This window comes from Citrobacter sp. Cf136, from assembly GCF_030333815.1.
Taxonomy (GTDB): domain Bacteria; phylum Pseudomonadota; class Gammaproteobacteria; order Enterobacterales; family Enterobacteriaceae; genus Citrobacter; species Citrobacter freundii.
On sequence record NZ_JAOWFE010000011.1, the window covers coordinates 68,500 to 88,595 of the forward strand.

17 protein-coding genes are annotated in these 20,096 nt (G+C 53.3%); 7 read left to right on the top strand and 10 right to left on the bottom strand.

The window, feature by feature from the left end; genetic code table 11:
- Positions 1–121 precede the first annotated feature (121 nt).
- The 3 genes from acs (at position 122) to actP (ending at position 4,277) form a co-directional block, all read left to right on the top strand.
- A complete protein-coding gene (acs, locus tag OGV98_RS00350; protein WP_003826645.1) occupies positions 122–2,080 on the top strand; it encodes an acetate--CoA ligase in 1,959 nt (652 codons plus the stop codon).
- A 236-nt stretch (positions 2,081–2,316) separates the two neighbouring features.
- Positions 2,317–2,631, top strand: coding sequence for a DUF485 domain-containing protein (locus OGV98_RS00355; protein WP_003031750.1), 315 nt, complete (start codon positions 2,317–2,319; stop codon positions 2,629–2,631).
- On the top strand, positions 2,628–4,277 hold the full coding sequence (gene actP, locus OGV98_RS00360) for a cation/acetate symporter ActP (RefSeq protein WP_003031747.1): 1,650 nt from the start codon (positions 2,628–2,630) through the stop codon (positions 4,275–4,277). The genes OGV98_RS00355 and actP overlap by 4 nt, the downstream gene beginning before the upstream one ends.
- Positions 4,278–4,322: 45 nt before the next feature.
- Here actP and OGV98_RS00365 read toward each other — a convergent pair whose 3' ends face one another.
- Together OGV98_RS00365 and OGV98_RS00370 are read right to left on the bottom strand one after the other, a co-directional pair.
- On the bottom strand, positions 4,323–5,012 hold the full coding sequence (locus OGV98_RS00365) for an LrgB family protein (RefSeq protein WP_003031745.1): 690 nt from the start codon (positions 5,010–5,012) through the stop codon (positions 4,323–4,325).
- Positions 5,005–5,415: a CidA/LrgA family protein gene (locus tag OGV98_RS00370; RefSeq protein ID WP_044715240.1), complete on the bottom strand. Its 411-nt coding sequence runs from the start codon at positions 5,413–5,415 to the stop codon at positions 5,005–5,007. Before OGV98_RS00370 ends, OGV98_RS00365 begins: the two co-directional genes overlap by 8 nt.
- A 101-nt stretch (positions 5,416–5,516) precedes the next feature.
- Here OGV98_RS00370 and OGV98_RS00375 point away from each other — a divergent pair, with 101 nt between their 5' ends.
- On the top strand, positions 5,517–6,407 hold the full coding sequence (locus OGV98_RS00375) for a LysR family transcriptional regulator (RefSeq protein ID WP_003844732.1): 891 nt from the start codon (positions 5,517–5,519) through the stop codon (positions 6,405–6,407).
- Between the two features lie 83 nt (positions 6,408–6,490).
- Here OGV98_RS00375 and OGV98_RS00380 read toward each other — a convergent pair whose 3' ends face one another.
- The 3 genes from OGV98_RS00380 to soxR form a co-directional block, all read right to left on the bottom strand.
- Positions 6,491–8,137, bottom strand: coding sequence for a Na+/H+ antiporter (locus OGV98_RS00380; RefSeq protein ID WP_003031737.1), 1,647 nt, complete (start codon positions 8,135–8,137; stop codon positions 6,491–6,493).
- Between the two features lie 157 nt (positions 8,138–8,294).
- Positions 8,295–9,644, bottom strand: coding sequence for a guanine/hypoxanthine transporter GhxP (gene ghxP, locus OGV98_RS00385; RefSeq protein WP_003031735.1), 1,350 nt, complete (start codon positions 9,642–9,644; stop codon positions 8,295–8,297).
- A 724-nt stretch (positions 9,645–10,368) separates the two neighbouring features.
- On the bottom strand, positions 10,369–10,827 hold the full coding sequence (soxR, locus tag OGV98_RS00390) for a redox-sensitive transcriptional activator SoxR (RefSeq protein ID WP_003031733.1): 459 nt from the start codon (positions 10,825–10,827) through the stop codon (positions 10,369–10,371).
- Between the two features lie 86 nt (positions 10,828–10,913).
- Between soxR and soxS the strand changes: the two genes are divergently transcribed.
- Complete coding sequence (gene soxS / locus OGV98_RS00395; protein ID WP_003031731.1) at positions 10,914–11,237, top strand: superoxide response transcriptional regulator SoxS; 324 nt, start codon at positions 10,914–10,916, stop codon at positions 11,235–11,237.
- A 2-nt stretch (positions 11,238–11,239) separates the two neighbouring features.
- Here the strand turns inward: soxS and pdeC are convergent, their stop codons facing one another.
- Positions 11,240–12,826: a cyclic di-3',5'-guanosine monophosphate phosphodiesterase PdeC gene (gene pdeC / locus OGV98_RS00400; RefSeq protein ID WP_049016404.1), complete on the bottom strand. Its 1,587-nt coding sequence runs from the start codon at positions 12,824–12,826 to the stop codon at positions 11,240–11,242.
- A 552-nt stretch (positions 12,827–13,378) separates the two neighbouring features.
- On the opposite strand from pdeC, the gene OGV98_RS00405 reads away from it, so the two are divergent.
- A complete protein-coding gene (locus OGV98_RS00405) occupies positions 13,379–13,660 on the top strand; it encodes a YjcB family protein (protein WP_044715249.1) in 282 nt (93 codons plus the stop codon).
- 66 nt (positions 13,661–13,726) lie between these two features.
- Here OGV98_RS00405 and ssb1 read toward each other — a convergent pair whose 3' ends face one another.
- On the bottom strand, positions 13,727–14,251 hold the full coding sequence (gene ssb1, locus OGV98_RS00410; protein ID WP_003826621.1) for a single-stranded DNA-binding protein SSB1: 525 nt from the start codon (positions 14,249–14,251) through the stop codon (positions 13,727–13,729).
- A 251-nt stretch (positions 14,252–14,502) separates the two neighbouring features.
- On the opposite strand from ssb1, the gene uvrA reads away from it, so the two are divergent.
- Positions 14,503–17,325, top strand: a complete 2,823-nt coding sequence (gene uvrA / locus OGV98_RS00415; RefSeq protein ID WP_003031720.1) for an excinuclease ABC subunit UvrA — start codon at positions 14,503–14,505, stop codon at positions 17,323–17,325.
- 115 nt (positions 17,326–17,440) lie between these two features.
- On the opposite strand, the gene OGV98_RS00420 is transcribed toward uvrA, so the two are convergent.
- From OGV98_RS00420 to tyrB, 3 genes are all read right to left on the bottom strand, one after another.
- On the bottom strand, positions 17,441–17,797 hold the full coding sequence (locus OGV98_RS00420; protein WP_003841354.1) for an MmcQ/YjbR family DNA-binding protein: 357 nt from the start codon (positions 17,795–17,797) through the stop codon (positions 17,441–17,443).
- A 127-nt stretch (positions 17,798–17,924) separates the two neighbouring features.
- Positions 17,925–18,638 (bottom strand): acid phosphatase AphA, encoded by a 714-nt coding sequence (gene aphA, locus OGV98_RS00425; protein WP_003826615.1) that lies wholly within the window; start codon positions 18,636–18,638, stop codon positions 17,925–17,927.
- 248 nt (positions 18,639–18,886) lie between these two features.
- Positions 18,887–20,080, bottom strand: a complete 1,194-nt coding sequence (tyrB, locus tag OGV98_RS00430; RefSeq protein WP_032938184.1) for an aromatic amino acid transaminase — start codon at positions 20,078–20,080, stop codon at positions 18,887–18,889.
- Between the last annotated feature and the right edge of the window lie 16 nt (positions 20,081–20,096).

Here is a 20,096-nt window from a genome sequence, read left to right on the forward strand (position 1 = left end):
TAATTTGCACAATTCGTTTATTGCGTGATCTGCCGCGCAAATACTAAACAAAACTCTCAAAGCCCCTACATTTAACGTTTATGAGACATATTATTAACATCCTACAAGGAGAACAAAAGCCATGAGCCAAATACATAAACACGCTATTCCCGCAAACATTGCGGATCGTTGCCTGATAAATCCGGAGCAGTACGCAGAGAAATACCAGCAATCCGTTAACGAACCCGACACATTTTGGGGCGAACAGGGAAAAATTCTTGATTGGATCAAGCCGTACAGCCAGGTGAAGAACACTTCCTTCGCACCAGGCAACGTGTCAATTAAATGGTACGAAGACGGCACTCTGAATCTGGCCGCAAACTGTCTTGACCGCCACCTGCAGGCAAACGGCGATCGTACCGCCATCATCTGGGAAGGCGATGACGCAACCCAAAGCAAAAACATTACCTATCGCGAGTTGCATCGCGATGTCTGCCGTTTCGCCAATACGCTACTGGATTTAGGCATTAAAAAAGGTGACGTGGTGGCCATTTATATGCCGATGGTGCCGGAAGCTGCGGTCGCCATGCTGGCCTGCGCCCGTATTGGCGCGGTGCATTCGGTCATCTTCGGTGGTTTCTCACCGGAAGCCGTCGCCGGACGTATTATCGACTCCAATTCACGCCTGGTGATCACCGCCGACGAAGGCGTACGCGCCGGGCGCGCTATCCCACTGAAAAAGAACGTGGATGATGCGCTGAAAAATCCAAATGTGAAAACCGTTGAACATGTGGTCGTTCTCAAACGTACCGGTGGAAAAACGGAATGGCAGGAAGGTCGCGACCTGTGGTGGTCCGATCTTATCGAGAAGGCCAGCTCAGAACACCAGCCGGAAGAGATGAACGCGGAAGATCCGCTGTTTATCCTGTATACCTCCGGCTCAACCGGCAAGCCGAAAGGCGTACTGCACACTACCGGCGGGTATCTGGTCTACGCCGCCACCACCTTTAAGTACGTGTTTGACTACCATCAGGGCGATATTTATTGGTGTACCGCTGACGTAGGCTGGGTAACCGGGCACAGCTACCTGCTGTACGGTCCGCTGGCCTGCGGCGCAACCACGCTGATGTTCGAAGGCGTGCCAAACTGGCCTACCCCGGCGCGTATGTCGCAGGTTGTGGACAAGCATCAGGTCAATATTCTGTATACCGCACCGACCGCCATTCGCGCCCTGATGGCGGAAGGCGATAAAGCGATTGAAGGCACTGACCGTTCGTCGCTGCGTATCCTGGGTTCAGTTGGCGAGCCGATCAACCCGGAAGCATGGGAGTGGTACTGGAAGAAGATCGGCAACGAAAAATGCCCGGTCGTCGATACCTGGTGGCAGACTGAAACCGGTGGATTCATGATCACCCCGCTGCCGGGCGCCACCGAACTGAAAGCCGGTTCTGCAACCCGTCCATTCTTTGGCGTACAGCCTGCGATTGTCGATAACGAAGGTAATCCGCTGGAAGGCGCGACCGAAGGCAATCTGGTGATTACCGACTCGTGGCCGGGCCAAGCGAGAACGCTGTTTGGCGATCACGAACGCTTTGAGCAAACCTACTTCTCTACCTTCAAGAATATGTACTTCAGCGGCGACGGCGCGCGCCGTGACGAAGATGGCTATTACTGGATCACCGGACGTGTGGACGATGTGCTGAACGTCTCCGGCCACCGTCTGGGAACGGCTGAAATCGAATCGGCGCTGGTGTCGCATCCGAAGATTGCCGAAGCCGCGGTGGTGGGGATTCCGCATAATATTAAAGGCCAGGCGATCTACGCATACGTTACGCTGAATCACGGTGAAGAGCCGTCACCTGAGTTGTACGCCGAGGTTCGCAACTGGGTGCGTAAAGAAATTGGCCCGCTGGCAACGCCAGACGTGCTGCACTGGACCGACTCACTGCCGAAAACCCGCTCCGGCAAAATTATGCGCCGTATTCTGCGTAAAATCGCGGCGGGCGATACCAGCAATCTGGGCGATACCTCTACCCTCGCCGATCCTGGCGTCGTGGAGAAACTGCTCGAAGAGAAGCAGGCCATCGCGATGCCATCATAACCATAACTGTGAAATGCCCGATGGCGCGCAGCTTATCGGGCCTACAAATCCTATCCCTACCCCTCCCCTGACCGGGAGGGAAATATAAAAACCCTCCCCCAAAGGATTTCGCGTTGCAGGAAGGCGGCAAGCGAGCACATCCCCAGGAGCATAGTTCACTATGTGACTGGGGTGGGCGAGTGCGGCCAACGCACCTGCGGCGTGAAAAACGAAGGGGGCCTCTGGAGAACTCTGTGATGAATGACCAAATTTATCAGCGGATAGAAGACAGTGCGCGTTTCAGGGAGTTAGTAGAAAAACGGCAACGGTTTGCCACCATTCTGTCCATCATCATGCTGGCAGTTTATATCAGCTTTATTTTACTGATTGCCTTTGCGCCTGGCTGGCTGGGTACGCCGCTCCACGCGGGAACCAGCGTCACCCGGGGTATTCCGATTGGGGTCGGTGTGATCCTTATCTCCTTCATTCTGACCGGGATTTATATCTGGCGGGCAAACGGTGAATTTGATCGCCTGAACAATGCGGTTTTGCACGAGGTTAAAGCATCATGAAGAGAGTCCTGACGGCGCTTGCCGCCACGCTGCCCTTCGCCGCAAACGCGGCGGATGCTATTAGCGGTGCAGTTCAACGCCAGCCAACCAACTGGCAGGCGATTGTTATGTTCCTGATTTTCGTCATCTTTACGCTCGGCATTACCTACTGGGCGTCTAAGCGCGTACGTTCGCGTAATGACTACTACACCGCCGGCGGTAACATCACCGGTTTCCAGAACGGGCTGGCGATTGCGGGCGACTATATGTCGGCGGCATCGTTCCTTGGAATTTCCGCGCTGGTATTTACCTCCGGTTATGACGGGCTGATTTACTCACTCGGCTTCCTGGTCGGCTGGCCAATTATCCTGTTCCTGATTGCTGAGCGTTTGCGTAACCTCGGTCGTTACACCTTTGCTGACGTTGCTTCTTATCGTCTGAAGCAGGGTCCAATCCGTATTCTGTCGGCCTGTGGTTCCCTGGTGGTGGTCGCGCTGTATCTGATCGCCCAGATGGTCGGCGCAGGTAAACTGATTGAGCTGCTGTTTGGTCTGAACTATCACATCGCCGTCGTACTGGTTGGCGTACTGATGATGATGTACGTTCTGTTTGGCGGCATGCTGGCAACCACCTGGGTACAGATCATTAAAGCTGTTCTGCTGCTGTTCGGCGCCAGCTTTATGGCCTTCATGGTAATGAAGCACGTCGGCTTCAGCTTCAACAACCTGTTCACCGAAGCGATGGCAGTACACCCGAAAGGCTCCGCGATTATGAGCCCGGGCGGTCTGGTAAAAGATCCGATATCCGCCCTGTCGTTAGGTCTTGGATTGATGTTCGGTACAGCAGGTTTGCCGCATATTCTGATGCGTTTCTTCACGGTCAGCGATGCCCGCGAAGCGCGTAAGAGCGTATTCTATGCCACCGGCTTTATGGGTTATTTCTACATCCTGACCTTTATCATCGGCTTTGGCGCGATCATGCTGGTAGGCGCTAATCCAGAGTACAAAGATGCTGCAGGCGCACTGATCGGTGGTAACAACATGGCGGCGGTTCACCTGGCGAATGCGGTGGGCGGTAACCTGTTCCTCGGCTTCATCTCTGCAGTGGCGTTTGCCACCATCCTGGCGGTGGTTGCCGGGCTGACGCTGGCTGGCGCTTCGGCAGTTTCTCACGACCTGTACGCCAACGTATTCCGCAAAGGCGCAACCGAACGTGAAGAGCTGAAGGTGTCAAAAATCACCGTACTGGTACTGGGTGTGATAGCCATCCTGCTCGGCGTGCTGTTTGAGAACCAGAACATCGCCTTCATGGTGGGTCTGGCGTTCGCCATCGCGGCCAGCTGCAACTTCCCGATCATCCTGCTTTCCATGTACTGGTCGCGTCTGACCACCCGTGGCGCAATGCTGGGTGGCTGGTTAGGTCTGTTAACAGCGGTAGTATTGATGATTCTCGGCCCAACCATTTGGGTCCAGATCCTCGGTCACGAAAAAGCCATTTTCCCGTATGAATATCCAGCGCTGTTCTCCATCAGCATAGCGTTCCTCGGGATCTGGTTCTTCTCTGCTACCGACAACTCAGAAGAAGGCAACCGCGAACGCGAGCAGTTCCGTGCTCAATTCATCCGCTCCCAGACCGGGTACGGCGTAGAACAAGGTCGCGCGCACTAACCTCCCCTCTCCTCCGGCTTTCGGGCCGGAGGATTACATCCTTTCTTAGAACATCAGCCTCGCGACCAGCGGCGCCACCAATACCATCACCACACCGGAAAGCATCATCACCAGGCTGGCAACTACGCCCTCTTGCTGACCAAGCTCATAAGAGCGCGCCGTGCCTGCCCCGTGCGATGCGGCGCCAAATCCTGCGCCTTTCGCCATTCCTTCACGAATGGAAAGGCGTAAAAACAGCACATCGCCGACCGCCATGCCGAATACGCCGGTCACCACCACGAACAAGGCCACCAGGTCCGGCTGCCCGCCCAATGGCTCTGCCGCTGCCAGCGCAAATGGCGTGGTGACGGAACGCACCGCCAGACTGCGTTGGATCTCATCAGGCAACATAAACAGACGCGCCAGCCACACGGAACTGGTGACGGCCACCAGCGTTGCCGTTACCACGCCCGCCGTCAGCGACATCCAGTGACGCTTAATCACCGCAAGGTTGTCATACACCGGAACGGCAAAGGCGATGGTCGCCGGTCCTAACAGCCACAGCAACCAGTGCGATTCACCAATATAGTTTTGCCAGGAGATATGGCCGAAGACTAGCATCAGCACCAGCAGGGCCGGGGTGAGAACTAATGGCATCAGCGGTAATTTACGAAAACGGCGATACAAACGCTTATTAGCAAAGTAGATACCCAGCGTAATCACCAGACACAGCACGCTTAGCTGGAAATTACTCACGGTTTAACCTGCTCATTTCATAGCGATACACTTTATCCACCACCCACGCCGTTGCGCCGAGCACCATCAGCGTACTGATCGCAATGACGGCAAATATACGCCAGCCATCAACCAGCAACAGCTGCGTGTAGTTCACAACGGCGACCACCGCCGGGACAAAAAACAGCAGCATTTCAGCCAGTAACCAGCGAGCACCTGCGCGAATCCAGTTCAGCGGGATAACCCGGCAGACAATTAACGCCAGCATCAGCACCATCCCTACCAGGTTGGCAGGAAGCGGCAGATGCAGCCAGGAGACAAGATATTGAGCTAATACAAAGAGACCTGCGTACAACAGAACCTGAACGGGGATCTGGAGTCGATGAATAACAGCAGGCGTCACGCGGCTTATCGCCACAGCCATGAGGGTATGTCCTTAAAAAATAGAGAGCGCCAGTATAGAGAGCCCCCGTCCAGGACTGAAATGAATTAAACTCATTGCAGGCATAGTCTTAAGGAATAATCATGGATATCAGAACGCTGCGATATTTTGTTGAGGTGGTTCGTCAGCAGAGCTTTACTCGCGCAGCGGAGAAGCTTTTTGTCACCCAGCCCACCATCAGCAAGATGTTGAAGAACCTTGAAGACGAGCTTAATTGCACGTTGCTCATCCGCGACGGGCGGCGGTTGTTGTTAACCGACACCGGGCAGGTCGTTTTCGAACGCGGCCTGGCGATCCTCGCTGAGTTTCGCCAGCTTGAAGCCGAACTTAGCGACATTAATCACCTCAACAGGGGTGTGCTGCGCCTCGGTATCCCGCCGATGGTCGGTATGTTGATGGCCGGGCCTATCAGCCTGTTTCGCCAGCGCTATCCCGGCGTTGAGCTGAAGGTCTCTGAATTTGGCGGCTTAACCGTCCAGCAGGCGGTGATGAACGGCGATCTGGATGTCGCGATGACCGCGCTGCCGGTTGAAGAAGAGAGTGGTCTGGCGACCTTACCGCTTTTCAGTCATCCGCTCTGTGTGCTGGTCCCCCGCTCCGGTCAGTGGACAACATGCGAATCCATTTCCCCCGAGGCACTGGCGGAACATCCGCTACTGATCTACAACGAAGATTTCGCGTTGAGCCGCCAATTGCTTGAGCTGTTTAGCCAACACAACGTCAAGCCCCGCATCGCGGTGCGCAGCGGGCAGTGGGATTTTCTGGCTGCGATGGTACAAGCCGGAGTCGGAATTGCCATTTTACCGGAGCCGATTTGCCAGCGCCTGGATAAGCAAACGTTGCGCTGGATTCCTCTGGAGAGTGATTTACGCTGGCAGTTGGGCATGATTTGGCGCGAAGGCGTGTATCTGTCGCACAGCGCCCAGGCGTGGCTCAAATGCTGTGAAGGGTTTTGGCTACCGCAAGCGTCGTAAAATGCCGGATGCGGCGCAAACGCCTTATCCGGCCTACATCGGTTTTGTAGGCCTGATAAGCGTAGCGCATCAGGCTCTCTCGTTTATTGATTCTCGATCAACAGCGCTTCCAGCAAGTCCAGATCGTGCAGCAGCTTTTGCAGCGTTTCATTGCTGATTTCCCGCGTCGCACGCAGGTGATAAAGCTCCGCGCGTTCTGAACGCAACGCTGCCAGGCGGAAACGTCGCTCGAGGTTTTCTTCCTGCATCGAGCTTTCCACATCGTTGCGTCCGTCGGCGCGACGACGCAGGTTACCAATCACGCGGGAACTCACCTCGGTGAGTAACTGGTTATCGATGTTCTCTTCGGTGTCCGCGGCCAGTCGCTCCTCCATTTTCTGGATCGCGACAATCGCCACTTCTGCCGTAGCAGCGCGAGCAATACGTTCCTCTTTCTGCTGCTGCGAGTGGTCTGCCACTTCCAGATGTTGTAGCAGAATCGGCAACATCACCACGCCAACAAACAGCGAGAACAGAATCACGCCTGCGGCAAGGAAGATCAGCTCATATCGCGCAGGGAATCCGCTACCGTCCGGTAACAACAGTGGTATGGAGAGCACACCGGCGAGGGTAATTGCTCCGCGTACACCGGCAAAGGAGGCGATCAGGATTTCACGCGTTGTCCAGGAGCCGAATTCCATTGGTTTTTTCTTCAGGAAGCGCAGACTGAATTTTTTCATCGTCCACAGCCAGCCAAAACGTACCAGCATCAGCGCCACGTAAATCAGCACGATATCGGTAAACAGCATCCAGATTTCAACGTTCGGATCGACCTCTGCCGCCGCTAAGGAAGACTCCAGAATCCCCGGTAACTGTAGCCCTAACAGCAAGAAGACCATGCCGTTAAACACAAACTCCAGCATTGCCCAGGTACTGTTAGCACGTAAACGCATCGCCAGCGGTGCGCGGCGCATCACCCCGGAACGGGTGATCGTCATCCCGGCAGCGACCGCCGCGAGGATACCGGAAACGCCGATGTGTTCCGCTATCAGGTAAGACGCAAACGGCAGCAGGAACAGCAGGACGATTTGCGTTGCCGGCTCGTCACCGCCCCAGCGGCTGAGGAAGCGCAGGGAGCGCCCGTACAGCCAACTGACGACAAAACCAGCCAGGATACCGCCAATCGCCACTTTGAAGAACTCAAGCGTTGCGCCACCAACGGTAAATACCATCGTCCCCATCGCCACGGCGACGGCAAACTTCAGAGAGACCAGACCGGAGGCGTCGTTCATCAACGCTTCGCCCTGCAGGATGCCCATGATTTTCTTCGGTATGCGCCCCTCCCCCACAATGCCGGAAAGGGCAACAGCATCGGTTGGCGAAAGGACGGCGGCCAGCGCAAAGGCTGGGATAAGCGGTATCCCCGGCACCAGCCAGTAAATCATAAATCCAATGCCGACCACCGTGACCAGCACCAGCGCCAGCGCAAGGCCGAAGATCTCTCGCCCATGCTCGAGAAACTCACGCGTTGGCGTCTTCCAGCCATCGGCAAAGAGCAGCGGCGGGATGAACAGCACCAAAAACAACTCAGGATCGAATTCCACATGCAAACCAAACGTCGGCCACGCCAGCAAGGCGCCGATGGCGATCTGCATTAGGGGTAAAGGGAGTTGGAAGGGCAATACGCGAGTAAATACCCCCGACAACGAGACCACAAGGGTCATGATGAGTATGGTGAAAAAGATTTCCATGCGTTCCCTGTTTGCGATGTTTCTTATGATTAGTGATGAGAGGCGTCGTGCCTCAATTCTATCTAATTGAGAGTAACGCAAAAGACAACGAGTGTGTTCTGAAAATAAAAACGGGCGGCCAAAGCCACCCGTTTTGAGGATCTTTATCGAATAAAAATCAGATAGCCCAGCCGCCCGCGTAGAAGGCCACCAGCGCGATAGCGATAACCACCGTGCCGATGTTCAGCTTGCGCCATTCGCCAGAGACAAGACGGCCAATCACCAGGGTAGCAAAGCCAATCATAATGCCGGTAACGATGTTACAGGTCAGCACGATAAATACGGCCGTTACCAGACCCGCCATTGCGTCGACAAAGTCAGCAAAGTCGATTTTCGCAACGTTGCTCAGCATCAACAGGCCCACATACATCAGTGCAGGCGCCGTTGCGTATACCGGTACAAGATACGAGAGCGGAGAGAGGAACAGGATCAGCAGGAACAGGACACCAACGGTGATCGCCGTCAGGCCAGTTTTACCGCCTGCCGCCGTACCCGCTGCGGATTCAATGTATACCGCCGCAGGAGCAGCGCCCACCAGACCAGAGAACACGCTGCTCAGGGAGTCGGTGGTCAGCGCTTTGCCGCCGTCGATAATCTGTCCGTCTTTATCCAGCAAATTCGCCTGACCGGCTACGGCACGGATGGTGCCGGTCGCATCGAAGACGGCGGTCATGACCAGCGCCAGCACGCTCGGCAGAACGATAGGATTCAGTGCGCCCATAATATCCAGGCTGCCGATCAGCGAGTTGCCGTTTTCGTCGCTCAGAGACGGCATGGCAAAAATACCGGAGAAATGCACGGCCGGGTCGAAAATCAGGCCAACAATGGAAATACCGATAATAGTCAGCAGGATGCCGCCCGGTACTTTCAGTTTTTCGAGGCCAATAATCACCGCCAGACCAACCAGCGACATAATCACCGGGAAGGTATCGAAGTCGCCCAGCGCAACCGGCAGACCGTCCAGCGGATTCTTAATCACCAGACCAACGCCGTTTGCCGCAATCAGCAGCAGGAACAGGCCGATACCAATTCCCGTACCGTGCGCAACGCCCTGCGGCAGATTGCGCAGGATCCAGCTACGAATACCCGTCGCGGAAATGATGGTAAACAGGACCCCCATCAGGAACACCGCGCCCAGCGCAACGGGCACGCTGATATGTTGCCCCAATACCAGGCTGAATGCGGTAAACGCCGTCAGAGAAATGGCGCAACCAATCGCCAGCGGCAGATTTGCCCACAGGCCCATGACAATAGAACCGACGCCCGCGACCAGGCAGGTTGCCACAAATACAGCGGCAGGCGGGAATCCGGCTTTACCCAGCATCCCTGGAACCACAATAACGGAGTAAACCATGGCGAGGAACGTCGTTAGTCCGGCAACGACTTCCTGACGAACGGTACTGCCGCGAAGCGAAATTTTAAACCAGGCGTCGAGTGAACCGCCGGTACGCGCTGAAGGCGTAGACATAGAAAACATCCCCTGAGAGTTTATTTTTTCGTCATTATGCGTGCTGGACAATCCACTGCCTGCTAAACGTTTTCTCCATGTGCCAGGTTTGCGTCATTAGGGGTGTCGCAAAAAAGCAAACGTTTAGCTCCGCGCATAAAAAACGGGTGGTAAAAAAAAGCAAACGATTATCCAGCGATCATACGCCGGTTTTCAACTGAACTTTGCCGCTTTTTACTCATTTCTTCTTATAACGCACAATAAACAACCAGTCGATGCGCAAACGTTATCGTCAATGCGCAATCTGGTAACAAATTTCGCCAGATTGTCGCAACAATCGTTCTTATTTTTCGCGCAAACTCGCGCAAGAAAACCGGTGAAGATGCGGTAAATTTTTTGGCTAAAAAATCATCGTTTCACTGGCAAATGGAGGGAGGTAGCTTACACTTACATTATCAACACAGGCCGGAACCTCCCCTAATGTGCTCGACTGAGGGGTGTTGATGTCGGGGGAAACCCTCCCGTGAACCAGCGGGATAGAGTGAAAGACAAAGACCGGAACCAAACTAAAGCGCCCTCTGTGGCGCTTTAGTTTTATACCCGTCATACTTCACGTTGCAGGTGTGTTGGCTGCGTTTACTCACCCGAATCACTTAGTTTACTAAGCTCATCGGGATTCGTGCTCTTGCCGCCTTCCCACAACGCGAATTATTTAGGGTATATATCCGTCATATATTTAAACCAATCAATCATCTTCCAGCAGACGCGCCCCGGTTCCTTGCTCGCCCAACTGATCGCCTGGGTTACGCAACGGGCAATCGCTGCGCGACAAGCAGCCGCAACCAATACATCCATCCAGCTCATCACGTAGCGACACCAAAGTATGAATGCGTCGGTCCAGCTCTTCACGCCATTGCGAAGAGAGCTGTTTCCACTCTTTAGCGCTAAGTGAATGTCCTTCAGGTAATACGCCCAGCGCGTCGCCAATCGTTGCCAGCGGGATCCCAATACGTTGAGCAATCTTGATAATCGCCACGTAACGCAACACATCACGTTTGTAGCGACGCTGATTACCGCTGTTGCGCATGCTGCTGATTAACCCTTTGCTTTCATAGAAATGCAGGGTCGAAACTGCCACGCCGCTACGCTTTGCAACTTCACCTGGCGTGAGCAGCGCTTTTATCCGGGGTAATTTCTTTTCCATAAATCGCTTTACCTCAAGTTAACTTGAGGAATTATACTCGCCCACAGACAAAACGACGAATCGAATACTGAGAAAGAGGCAGCCCTATGTCCCATCAGCAGATTATTCAGACCCTTATTGAATGGATTGATGAACATATCGATCAGCCGCTGAACATTGAGGCGGTTGCGAAAAAATCAGGTTACTCGAAGTGGTATTTACAGAGAATGTTCCGCACGGTGACGCGCCAGACGCTGGGTGACTACATCCGCCAGCGACGACTTCTGCTGGCGGCGGTTGAACTGAGGACGACTGAGCGACCTATTTTCGATATCGCGATGGATCTTGGTTATGTATCGCAACAAACCTTTTCGCGCGTGTTTCGCCGCGAGTTTGATCGTACCCCCAGCGATTACCGCCACCGCCTGTAAGCTTATTGCCCGCTCTGCGTCAGTATGGCGGGCGACCGTTGTATCCAGTGCATGAACTCCTGAGACGGTAGCGCCTTCGCAAAATACCAGCCCTGACAATACTGTACGCCGCGTTCAAGCAGCCATTCGATTTGTTCCTTCGTTTCCACCCCTTCCGCAATCGTCTTCAGGTGTAAGCTTTGCGCCATCTCAATAATATGTTCGGCAATCAAGTGACTGGTGCTGTTAGTGGACAACGTGCTAATAAACGATTTGTCGATCTTCAGGATATCGACATTCAGCGCTGACAAATTATGCAGATTGGAATATCCCGTGCCAAAATCATCAAACGCCACTTCATAACCCGCCTTGCGGAACGCCTGAATTACTGGGGTCATTTTATGTACATCTATGAACCCCCGCTCCGTCACTTCGACTTTAATTTGCTGGGCCGCCACGGAGTACTCACGATTTTTGTCGTTAATCAGAGCAATCAATCGGGATGAATGAAAGTCAGAAGCGGAAAGGTTAATCGAGATATAAAGCTGAGGATGCGCCGAAAGAAAATACCCCAAATCGTTGAACACCTCTTCAACGACATAATCCGTGATCCGCTCAATCATTCCCTCTTTTTCAGCCAACGGAATAAACTCCGTCGGGCTCATCACCTCACCTTTACAACCCGGCCAGCGCAGCAGAGCTTCAGCACCAACACATTGTCCATTCTTAATATCAATGATCGGCTGGTAATGCAGGCAAAGCTGACGTTTTTTGATCGCGCGTTTTAGTAAGCGCCGGGGAGATAAGTATTCCTGGCGCGTGCGCCACCACATTAGCAGTATCAGGATGCTGCAGATAATCCCGAAGGGAATGGTTAACGCCGCCTCGTGATAAAAAATCTGACTTACGCGGTTGTCTGAGGTCGACACAATGATCGCAATTGGGCGTTTTTCTGAATGCACGATGGTGTAAAAGCGATCGTCTTGTTGAAAGGTCGAGGCTTCACCGCGTACGAGAGGCGCGAATTGCGCAATATTTGCCGCTTCGCTGGCGGAGAAAAACGTATCTGTTACTGTGTCATATACGCCCCAGGACAGATCCGGATCATCTGACATGACTTCGCTGTAGGATAATGGATTTATGACTGCGACGTAGTTCCCACGTTGCATGTACGTCATTCTGTAGCCAGCGAAAAAAGGGGTATCGCGGTAGTAATAGATGGCGATATCCGGCGTACGTTTATAGTCGGCTGTCGGCATAATATAAGTAACAGGCGGCGCCATAGACGTAGAGCACAAAAAATGATCGCCCTGCGCATAAATTAGCTCACTGATATATAAACGACCGCGAATAATATTCAGCATACTTTTCTGATGTGCCGGGGTACACATCTTACCCTGATACAACTGGGCCATATCACGCGCCAAATCGGCTTGTAGGATTACCAATTCTGTTTTATTTAACACCAGTTGAGCAAAAGAGCGGAGTTGGTTATGGGTTTCGGTCATCGCCCGGATATGTGCAAACCAAATCGCCAGCACCACGGGGAACAATACCACCATGAATGTTCCCAGGAACTTCAGCATCTTGCGTCGCGCACTGTGATTCATGTCAGCCCTATTTCCCTGTTTCGTATATGCCAGAACCCATCAAGGCAGGATGCTATAAACACCGACTGATTAAGTTGCATGAATCTATCAGTATTAGCAACAGACTTCTCTATGTAAAAGTCTGATAATAGTTGATGATGATATTATTTTTCCGTAAGGCAAACTTAAAGTTATGCTTATTTCATAACGTTATTATCCCCACGGAGTAATTTTTTATGAGCATTATCCTGGCTGCGTTTAAGAAATTCATTAAAGTTTTTTAACGTTTAATTTAGGATAAATATAACAAGCAGACTAAATACATGTTTAAAACATGGTTATTTATTATCAACCCTTCATTAAATTAAACCACACACTCAGAGTGGTTTTAGGCCTACAAAAATAGCGTTCAATAGTGGTGAACAAACGAGCGCTTGTGATATAGTTCACAAAAATAATGCAACAGAAACAATGTTTCATTCATGTTATTGCCCGTCGATAGCCAGAGTACTACACCCTCGGTGAACACCCCCGCGCTGTCCTGGGCATCCAGACTTTCTGAGGACGTTTTTCATGGCAACAATAACAACTGGCGTGGTTCTTCTGCGGTGGCAACTACTCAGCGCGGTACTGATGTTTTTAGCCAGTACGCTCAATATCCGTTTTCGTAAATCAGATTATATTGGCCTGGCCGTCATTAGCAGCGGTTTGGGGCTGGTGTTTGCCTGCTGGTTTGCGACTGGATTGCTCGGCATAACCCTGGTTGATATGTCCACTATCTGGCAGAACATTGAAACCGTGATGGTTGATGTGATGAGCCACACACCGCCAGACTGGCCGATGGTGTTGAACTGATAACAAAATTGCATATGGCTACCCCGGTCTTGAGGTAGCCATAATTTTCAGCGAAAAGCAGAAGGATTAGAACGGAATATCGTCGTCGAAATCCATCGGCGGTTCGTTAGACGGCGCTGCCGGAGCGGACTGCTGCGGACGAGACTGCGCGCCGCCGCTGAACTGATTGCCGCCCTGCGGCTGCTGAGGCTGACCCCAACCACCCTGCTGCTGGCCACCACCTGCCGGAGCACCACCGCCCTGACGACCACCCAGCATTTGCATGGTGCCGCCAACGTTAACAACAACTTCAGTGGTGTACTTTTCTACGCCGGACTGATCGGTCCATTTGCGGGTACGCAGCTGACCTTCGATATAGACCTGGGAACCTTTACGCAGATATTCACTGGCCACTTCCGCCAGTTTGCCAAACAGCACAACGCGGTGCCATTCAGTCTGCTCTTTCATTTCACCGGTCGCTTTATCACGCCAGGATTCGGAAGTAGCCAGCGTAATGTTGGCAACTGCGCCACCATTCGGCATATAGCGTACTTCCGGGTCCTGGCCCAGATTACCGACGAGAATCACCTTGTTTACGCCTCTGCTGGCCATGATCGTGTCTCCTGAAAAACGTTACTGAATAAGTGTAAGCGCGGGATTGTAGCATTTCCAATAGCGCTTTTACTACGTTGCGAAGTTGATTCCAGTAAACAACCCCCGCCAGACATTGTTGCACAGGAACATGCGTTTTGCATTCCAATACTGTATATCCATTCAGGTCAGGTTGTGTCATAATTAACCGTTTGTGATCGCCGGTAGCACCATGCAGCCAGGCAAAAAAGCGTTTAATCCGGGAAAGATGAATGGATAAGATCGAAGTTCGGGGCGCCCGCACCCATAATCTCAAAAACATCAACCTCGTCATCCCGCGCGACAAGCTGATTGTCGTCACCGGGCTTTCGGGCTCAGGCAAATCTTCGCTCGCTTTCGACACCTTATATGCCGAAGGGCAGCGTCGTTACGTTGAATCCCTTTCCGCGTACGCGCGTCAATTTCTGTCGCTGATGGAAAAACCGGACGTCGACCACATTGAGGGGCTCTCTCCTGCCATCTCAATTGAACAAAAATCGACGTCCCATAACCCGCGATCCACGGTAGGTACAATTACCGAAATTCACGACTATCTGCGTCTGCTGTTTGCCCGCGTTGGCGAGCCGCGCTGTCCGGATCACGACGTTCCCCTGGCAGCGCAGACCGTTAGCCAGATGGTGGACAACGTCCTGTCGCAGCCGGAAGGCAAACGTCTGATGCTGCTGGCGCCGGTAATTAAGGAGCGTAAAGGCGAGCACACCAAAACGCTGGAAAACCTGGCGGGCCAGGGCTATATCCGCGCCCGTATCGACGGCGAAGTGTGTGACCTTTCCGATCCGCCCAAGCTTGAGCTGCAAAAGAAACACACTATTGAAGTGGTGATTGACCGCTTTAAGGTACGCGACGATCTCACCCAACGACTGGCTGAATCCTTTGAAACCGCGCTGGAACTGTCCGGTGGTACGGCGGTGGTCGCCGATATGGACGACCCGAAAGCGGAAGAGCTTCTGTTCTCCGCCAACTTCGCCTGCCCTATCTGCGGCTATAGCATGCGCGAACTGGAACCCCGCCTGTTCTCGTTTAACAACCCAGCGGGCGCGTGTCCAACCTGTGACGGTCTCGGCGTGCAGCAGTATTTCGATCCTGACCGGGTGATTCAAAACCCGGAACTGTCGCTGGCCGGTGGTGCTATTCGTGGTTGGGATCGCCGTAACTTCTATTATTTCCAGATGCTTAAGTCTCTGGCTGAACACTATAAATTCGACGTTGAAGCCCCATGGGCCAGCCTGAGCCCTACCGTGCATAAAGTAGTGCTGTACGGTTCGGGTAAAGAAAATATCGAATTCAAATACATGAACGATCGCGGCGATACGTCCGTACGTCGTCACCCGTTTGAAGGTGTGCTGCACAATATGGAGCGCCGTTATAAAGAGACGGAATCCAGTGCGGTACGTGAAGAATTAGCCAAATTCATCAGTAACCGACCGTGCGCCAGCTGTGAAGGGACGCGTTTACGTCGCGAGGCCCGCCACGTATTTGTTGAAAATACGCCGCTGCCCGCGATTTCCGACATGAGCATCGGTCATGCAATGGATTTCTTCAACAATCTGAAGCTTGCGGGTCAGCGGGCGAAGATTGCTGAGAAAATTCTTAAAGAGATTGGTGATCGTCTGAAGTTCCTGGTCAACGTCGGCCTCAACTATCTGACGCTGTCGCGTTCAGCGGAAACGCTCTCCGGCGGCGAAGCTCAGCGTATTCGTCTGGCAAGCCAGATCGGCGCGGGTCTGGTCGGTGTAATGTACGTGCTGGATGAACCGTCTATCGGTTTGCATCAGCGCGATAACGAGCGTCTGCTGGGTACGCTTATCCACCTGCGTAATCTGGGTAATACCGTCATTGTAGTCGAGCACGATGAAGATGCGATTCGCGCCGCTGACCACGTTATCGATATCGGCCCCGGCGCGGGTGTTCACGGTGGTCAGGTCGTCGCCGAAGGGACGCTCGACGACATCATGGCAGTGCCTGAGTCGCTGACCGGCCAGTACATGAGCGGTAAACGCAAGATTGAAGTGCCTAAACAGCGCGTTGCGGCTGACCCAGAGAAAGTGCTGAAGCTCACCGGCGCACGCGGCAACAACCTGAAAGATGTCACCCTGACGCTGCCGGTAGGTTTATTTACCTGCATTACCGGTGTTTCCGGTTCGGGTAAATCGACACTGATTAACGATACTCTGTTCCCGATTGCGCAGACGGCGCTGAACGGTGCGACGCTGGCTGAACCTGCGCCGTATCGCGACGTTCAGGGCCTGGAACATTTCGACAAAGTGATCGACATTGACCAAAGCCCGATTGGCCGTACGCCGCGTTCTAACCCGGCAACCTACACCGGCGTGTTTACGCCAGTGCGCGAACTGTTTGCCGGCGTGCCGGAGTCACGTGCACGCGGTTACACCCCGGGGCGTTTCAGCTTTAACGTCCGCGGCGGACGCTGTGAAGCCTGTCAGGGCGACGGCGTGATCAAAGTCGAAATGCACTTCCTGCCGGATATCTACGTGCCGTGCGATCAATGTAAAGGCAAGCGCTATAACCGCGAAACGCTGGAAATTAAGTACAAAGGCAAAACTATCCACGAAGTGTTGGATATGACGATTGAAGAAGCACGCGAGTTCTTCGATGCCGTTCCGGCGCTGGCGCGTAAGCTGCAAACACTAATGGACGTTGGCCTGACGTACATCCGACTGGGTCAGTCCGCTACCACACTCTCGGGCGGCGAGGCGCAGCGCGTGAAGCTGGCGCGCGAACTGTCAAAACGCGGTACCGGGCAAACGCTGTATATTCTCGATGAGCCGACCACCGGTCTGCATTTTGCGGATATTCAGCAACTGTTGGACGTGCTGCATCAGCTCCGGGATCAGGGCAACACCATCGTGGTGATTGAGCACAATCTGGACGTGATTAAGACCGCTGACTGGATTGTCGATCTCGGTCCGGAAGGCGGCAGCGGCGGCGGCGAAATTCTTGTCTCCGGCACACCAGAAACGGTCGCAGAGTGTGAAGCCTCACACACGGCACGTTTCCTCAAACCACTGTTGTAATTACGCAACACTTATCAGGCCCACAGAACAGGCGTAAAGCTTGTAGGCCTGATAAGGCGCTTGCGCCGCATCTGGCAACGGTTGTGCCTGATGGCGCTACGCTTAACAAGACCGTTCAGGGCTGCGTCAGTAGCCGCCGTTTATCAGCAGGCAGCGTGTTCACAGCCTGCTGATAAGAGGCGTCAACCAGATAATAAATCTGTGAATCCGGCAGCGAGCCGTCCAGATACACCGTACTCCAGTGCGCCTTATTGAGATGCCTGCTTGGCCGAACATCGCTATGCTGCTGGCGCAACAACTCTGCCAGTTCTGGGCTGGTTTTCAGAGACACCGCCGGGCGTTCTTCCACCTCTTTTACCATGGCAAAAAGCACATCTTCGACTTTGATTTGTGTGGCCTTCCAGTCACTGTGAACGCTCTGCTCCGCGCCCATTTTTGCCATGCAGTATTGCAGCAACTCCGAATTAGTCATCTTTATTCCCCTTACCAGCATATTGCCTAATGAGAACATCATTTATTCAGTGTGCAGCAAGTCCGCAAAAGGTAAAAGCCAGCAATGTAAATTTGTTTAAAAAAACAGCAACCCGCAGCCAGTGTCCTCAATATTCCGAGTTGACGATCACCTCTTCACCAAACGCACCGGCCTGTGGCAGCGGCTTATAAGTGGAGTTAGAGGCGCGCAAAATGCGAATACCACGAATGCCCACGTCGCGAGCGGCAGTGATGTCATTATCGGAGTCACCGTAGAACATGCGGATATTTTTATCCTGTAACCACTGCGTTTTGGTGTTCTGGCCCGGCTTATCGCCGGCAAAAATGACCGGATTCATATTGCCGGCCGGGATGTGAAAGTTATCAGACAACGTTTTCGACACCGTTTCAGTCTTCGTCTGGCTACGCCCGGTCACGAAAAAGATGCTGTCACCACGACGCACGTGCATATCAATTAGCTGGCGCGCGACTTCTTTTGGAATACTGAACTCGTCCCAGCCGTTATTCATTTTTTCCCAGAAGGCCGGATTCTTCAGGTAATCCTCACTGTCCGGAGAATACGTTTTTTTACCGCGCCAGAAGCCTGGGCTGGAAAAGAGGACAGTGTCATCGATATCAAACCCGACCGCCATCGGCGGACGTCCGGTCAGGCTGTTTTCAATTTGTGCCACGGAGACCCAGTGAATGGGAGCCTGCTCAGCGAGCTTTGCAACATTGGTGCCTGGATTGAGCTGAGAGGGAGAAGAAACGAGTGCCTGGGCTGGCTGATTTAGCGTGAACAATAAACAAACGGCACTCAGTGCCAACGTAAACTTGCGCATATTTTTCCCTAAGTAGTCAGTTAGTTATCATTTTTTTATTAACAACTGGTCAAAAAACTATCTGACCTTACCCCTTAGGGGGAGGGAAAGGAAGGATTTTCTCTGGTTTTGCTCTGGAAAAGGAGCACGATCACACAGGAAAACGTGCCTGATGGCACGACGCTTATCAGGCCTCCAAACGAAAATCTATATACCTTTGTAGGCCGGATAAGGCATTTACGCCGCCATCCGGCAACATTCAAAGCCGGTTACATGACGGCGGCAAATGCCTTTGCCACGCGCTGCACGTTACCGTGATTCAACCCAGCTACGCACATGCGACCGCTGGCGATCAGGTACACACCGAACTCATCGCGCAGGCGATCAACCTGGGCTGCGCTAAGCCCGGTATAGCTGAACATACCGCGCTGTTGCAACAGGTAGTCAAAGTTACGGCCCGGGATCTCTGCATTCAATACGTTAACCAGCTCCTGACGCATCGCCAGAATACGGGTACGCATCTCTTCGACTTCTGCCAGCCAACTGGCTTTCAGCGCGTCATCACCCAGTACCGCGGCAACTACCTGCGCACCAAAGTTTGGCGGGCTGGAGTAGTTACGACGCACCGTCGCTTTTAGCTGCCCCAGAACGCGGCTGGCGGTATCAGCATCTTCACATACTACAGACAGTCCGCCGACACGCTCGCCGTACAAGGAGAAAATCTTCGAGAATGAGTTACTGACCAGAGCGGGCAATCCGGCGCTGGCAATGGCGCGAATCGCATAGGCGTCGTCTTCTATACCACCACCGAAGCCCTGGTAAGCAATGTCCAGGAACGGAATCAAATCGCGTGCTTTCAGGATCTCAATAACGCTATCCCACTGCGCAGGAGTTAAATCCGCGCCCGTCGGGTTATGGCAGCACGGATGCAGCAGCACGATGCTGCGCGCCGGTAAGGTATTCAGCGTTGCCAGCAGGTCGTTGAAACGCACGCCGTTAGTCGTGTCGTCATACCATGGGTAAGTGCTTACTTCGAATCCAGCCCCCTCAAAAATCGCGATATGGTTTTCCCAGGTCGGATCGCTGACCCATACGCCAGAATCAGGGAAATAGCGTTTCAGGAAGTCTGCGCCAACCTTTAATGCACCGGAGCCGCCCAGCGTCTGAATAGTTGCGACGCGCTGCTGCTGGAGAACCGGATGATCTGCGCCAAACAGCAGCGGCGCAATAGTATGACGATACGTGTTCAGACCTTCCATCGGCAGATACAGCGAAGCACCATGCGGTTTGGCATTAAGTCGAGCTTCCGCTTCCGCCACCGCTTTAAGCTGAGGAATAATTCCGTCTTCGTTGTAATACAGGCCGATGCTGAGGTTCACTTTGTCGCTACGTGAGTCTTCTTTGAAGCGCTCCATGAGCGATAAAATCGGGTCGCCGGCGTAGGCGTCAACTTTTTGAAACACGTGTGGTTCTCCAGGT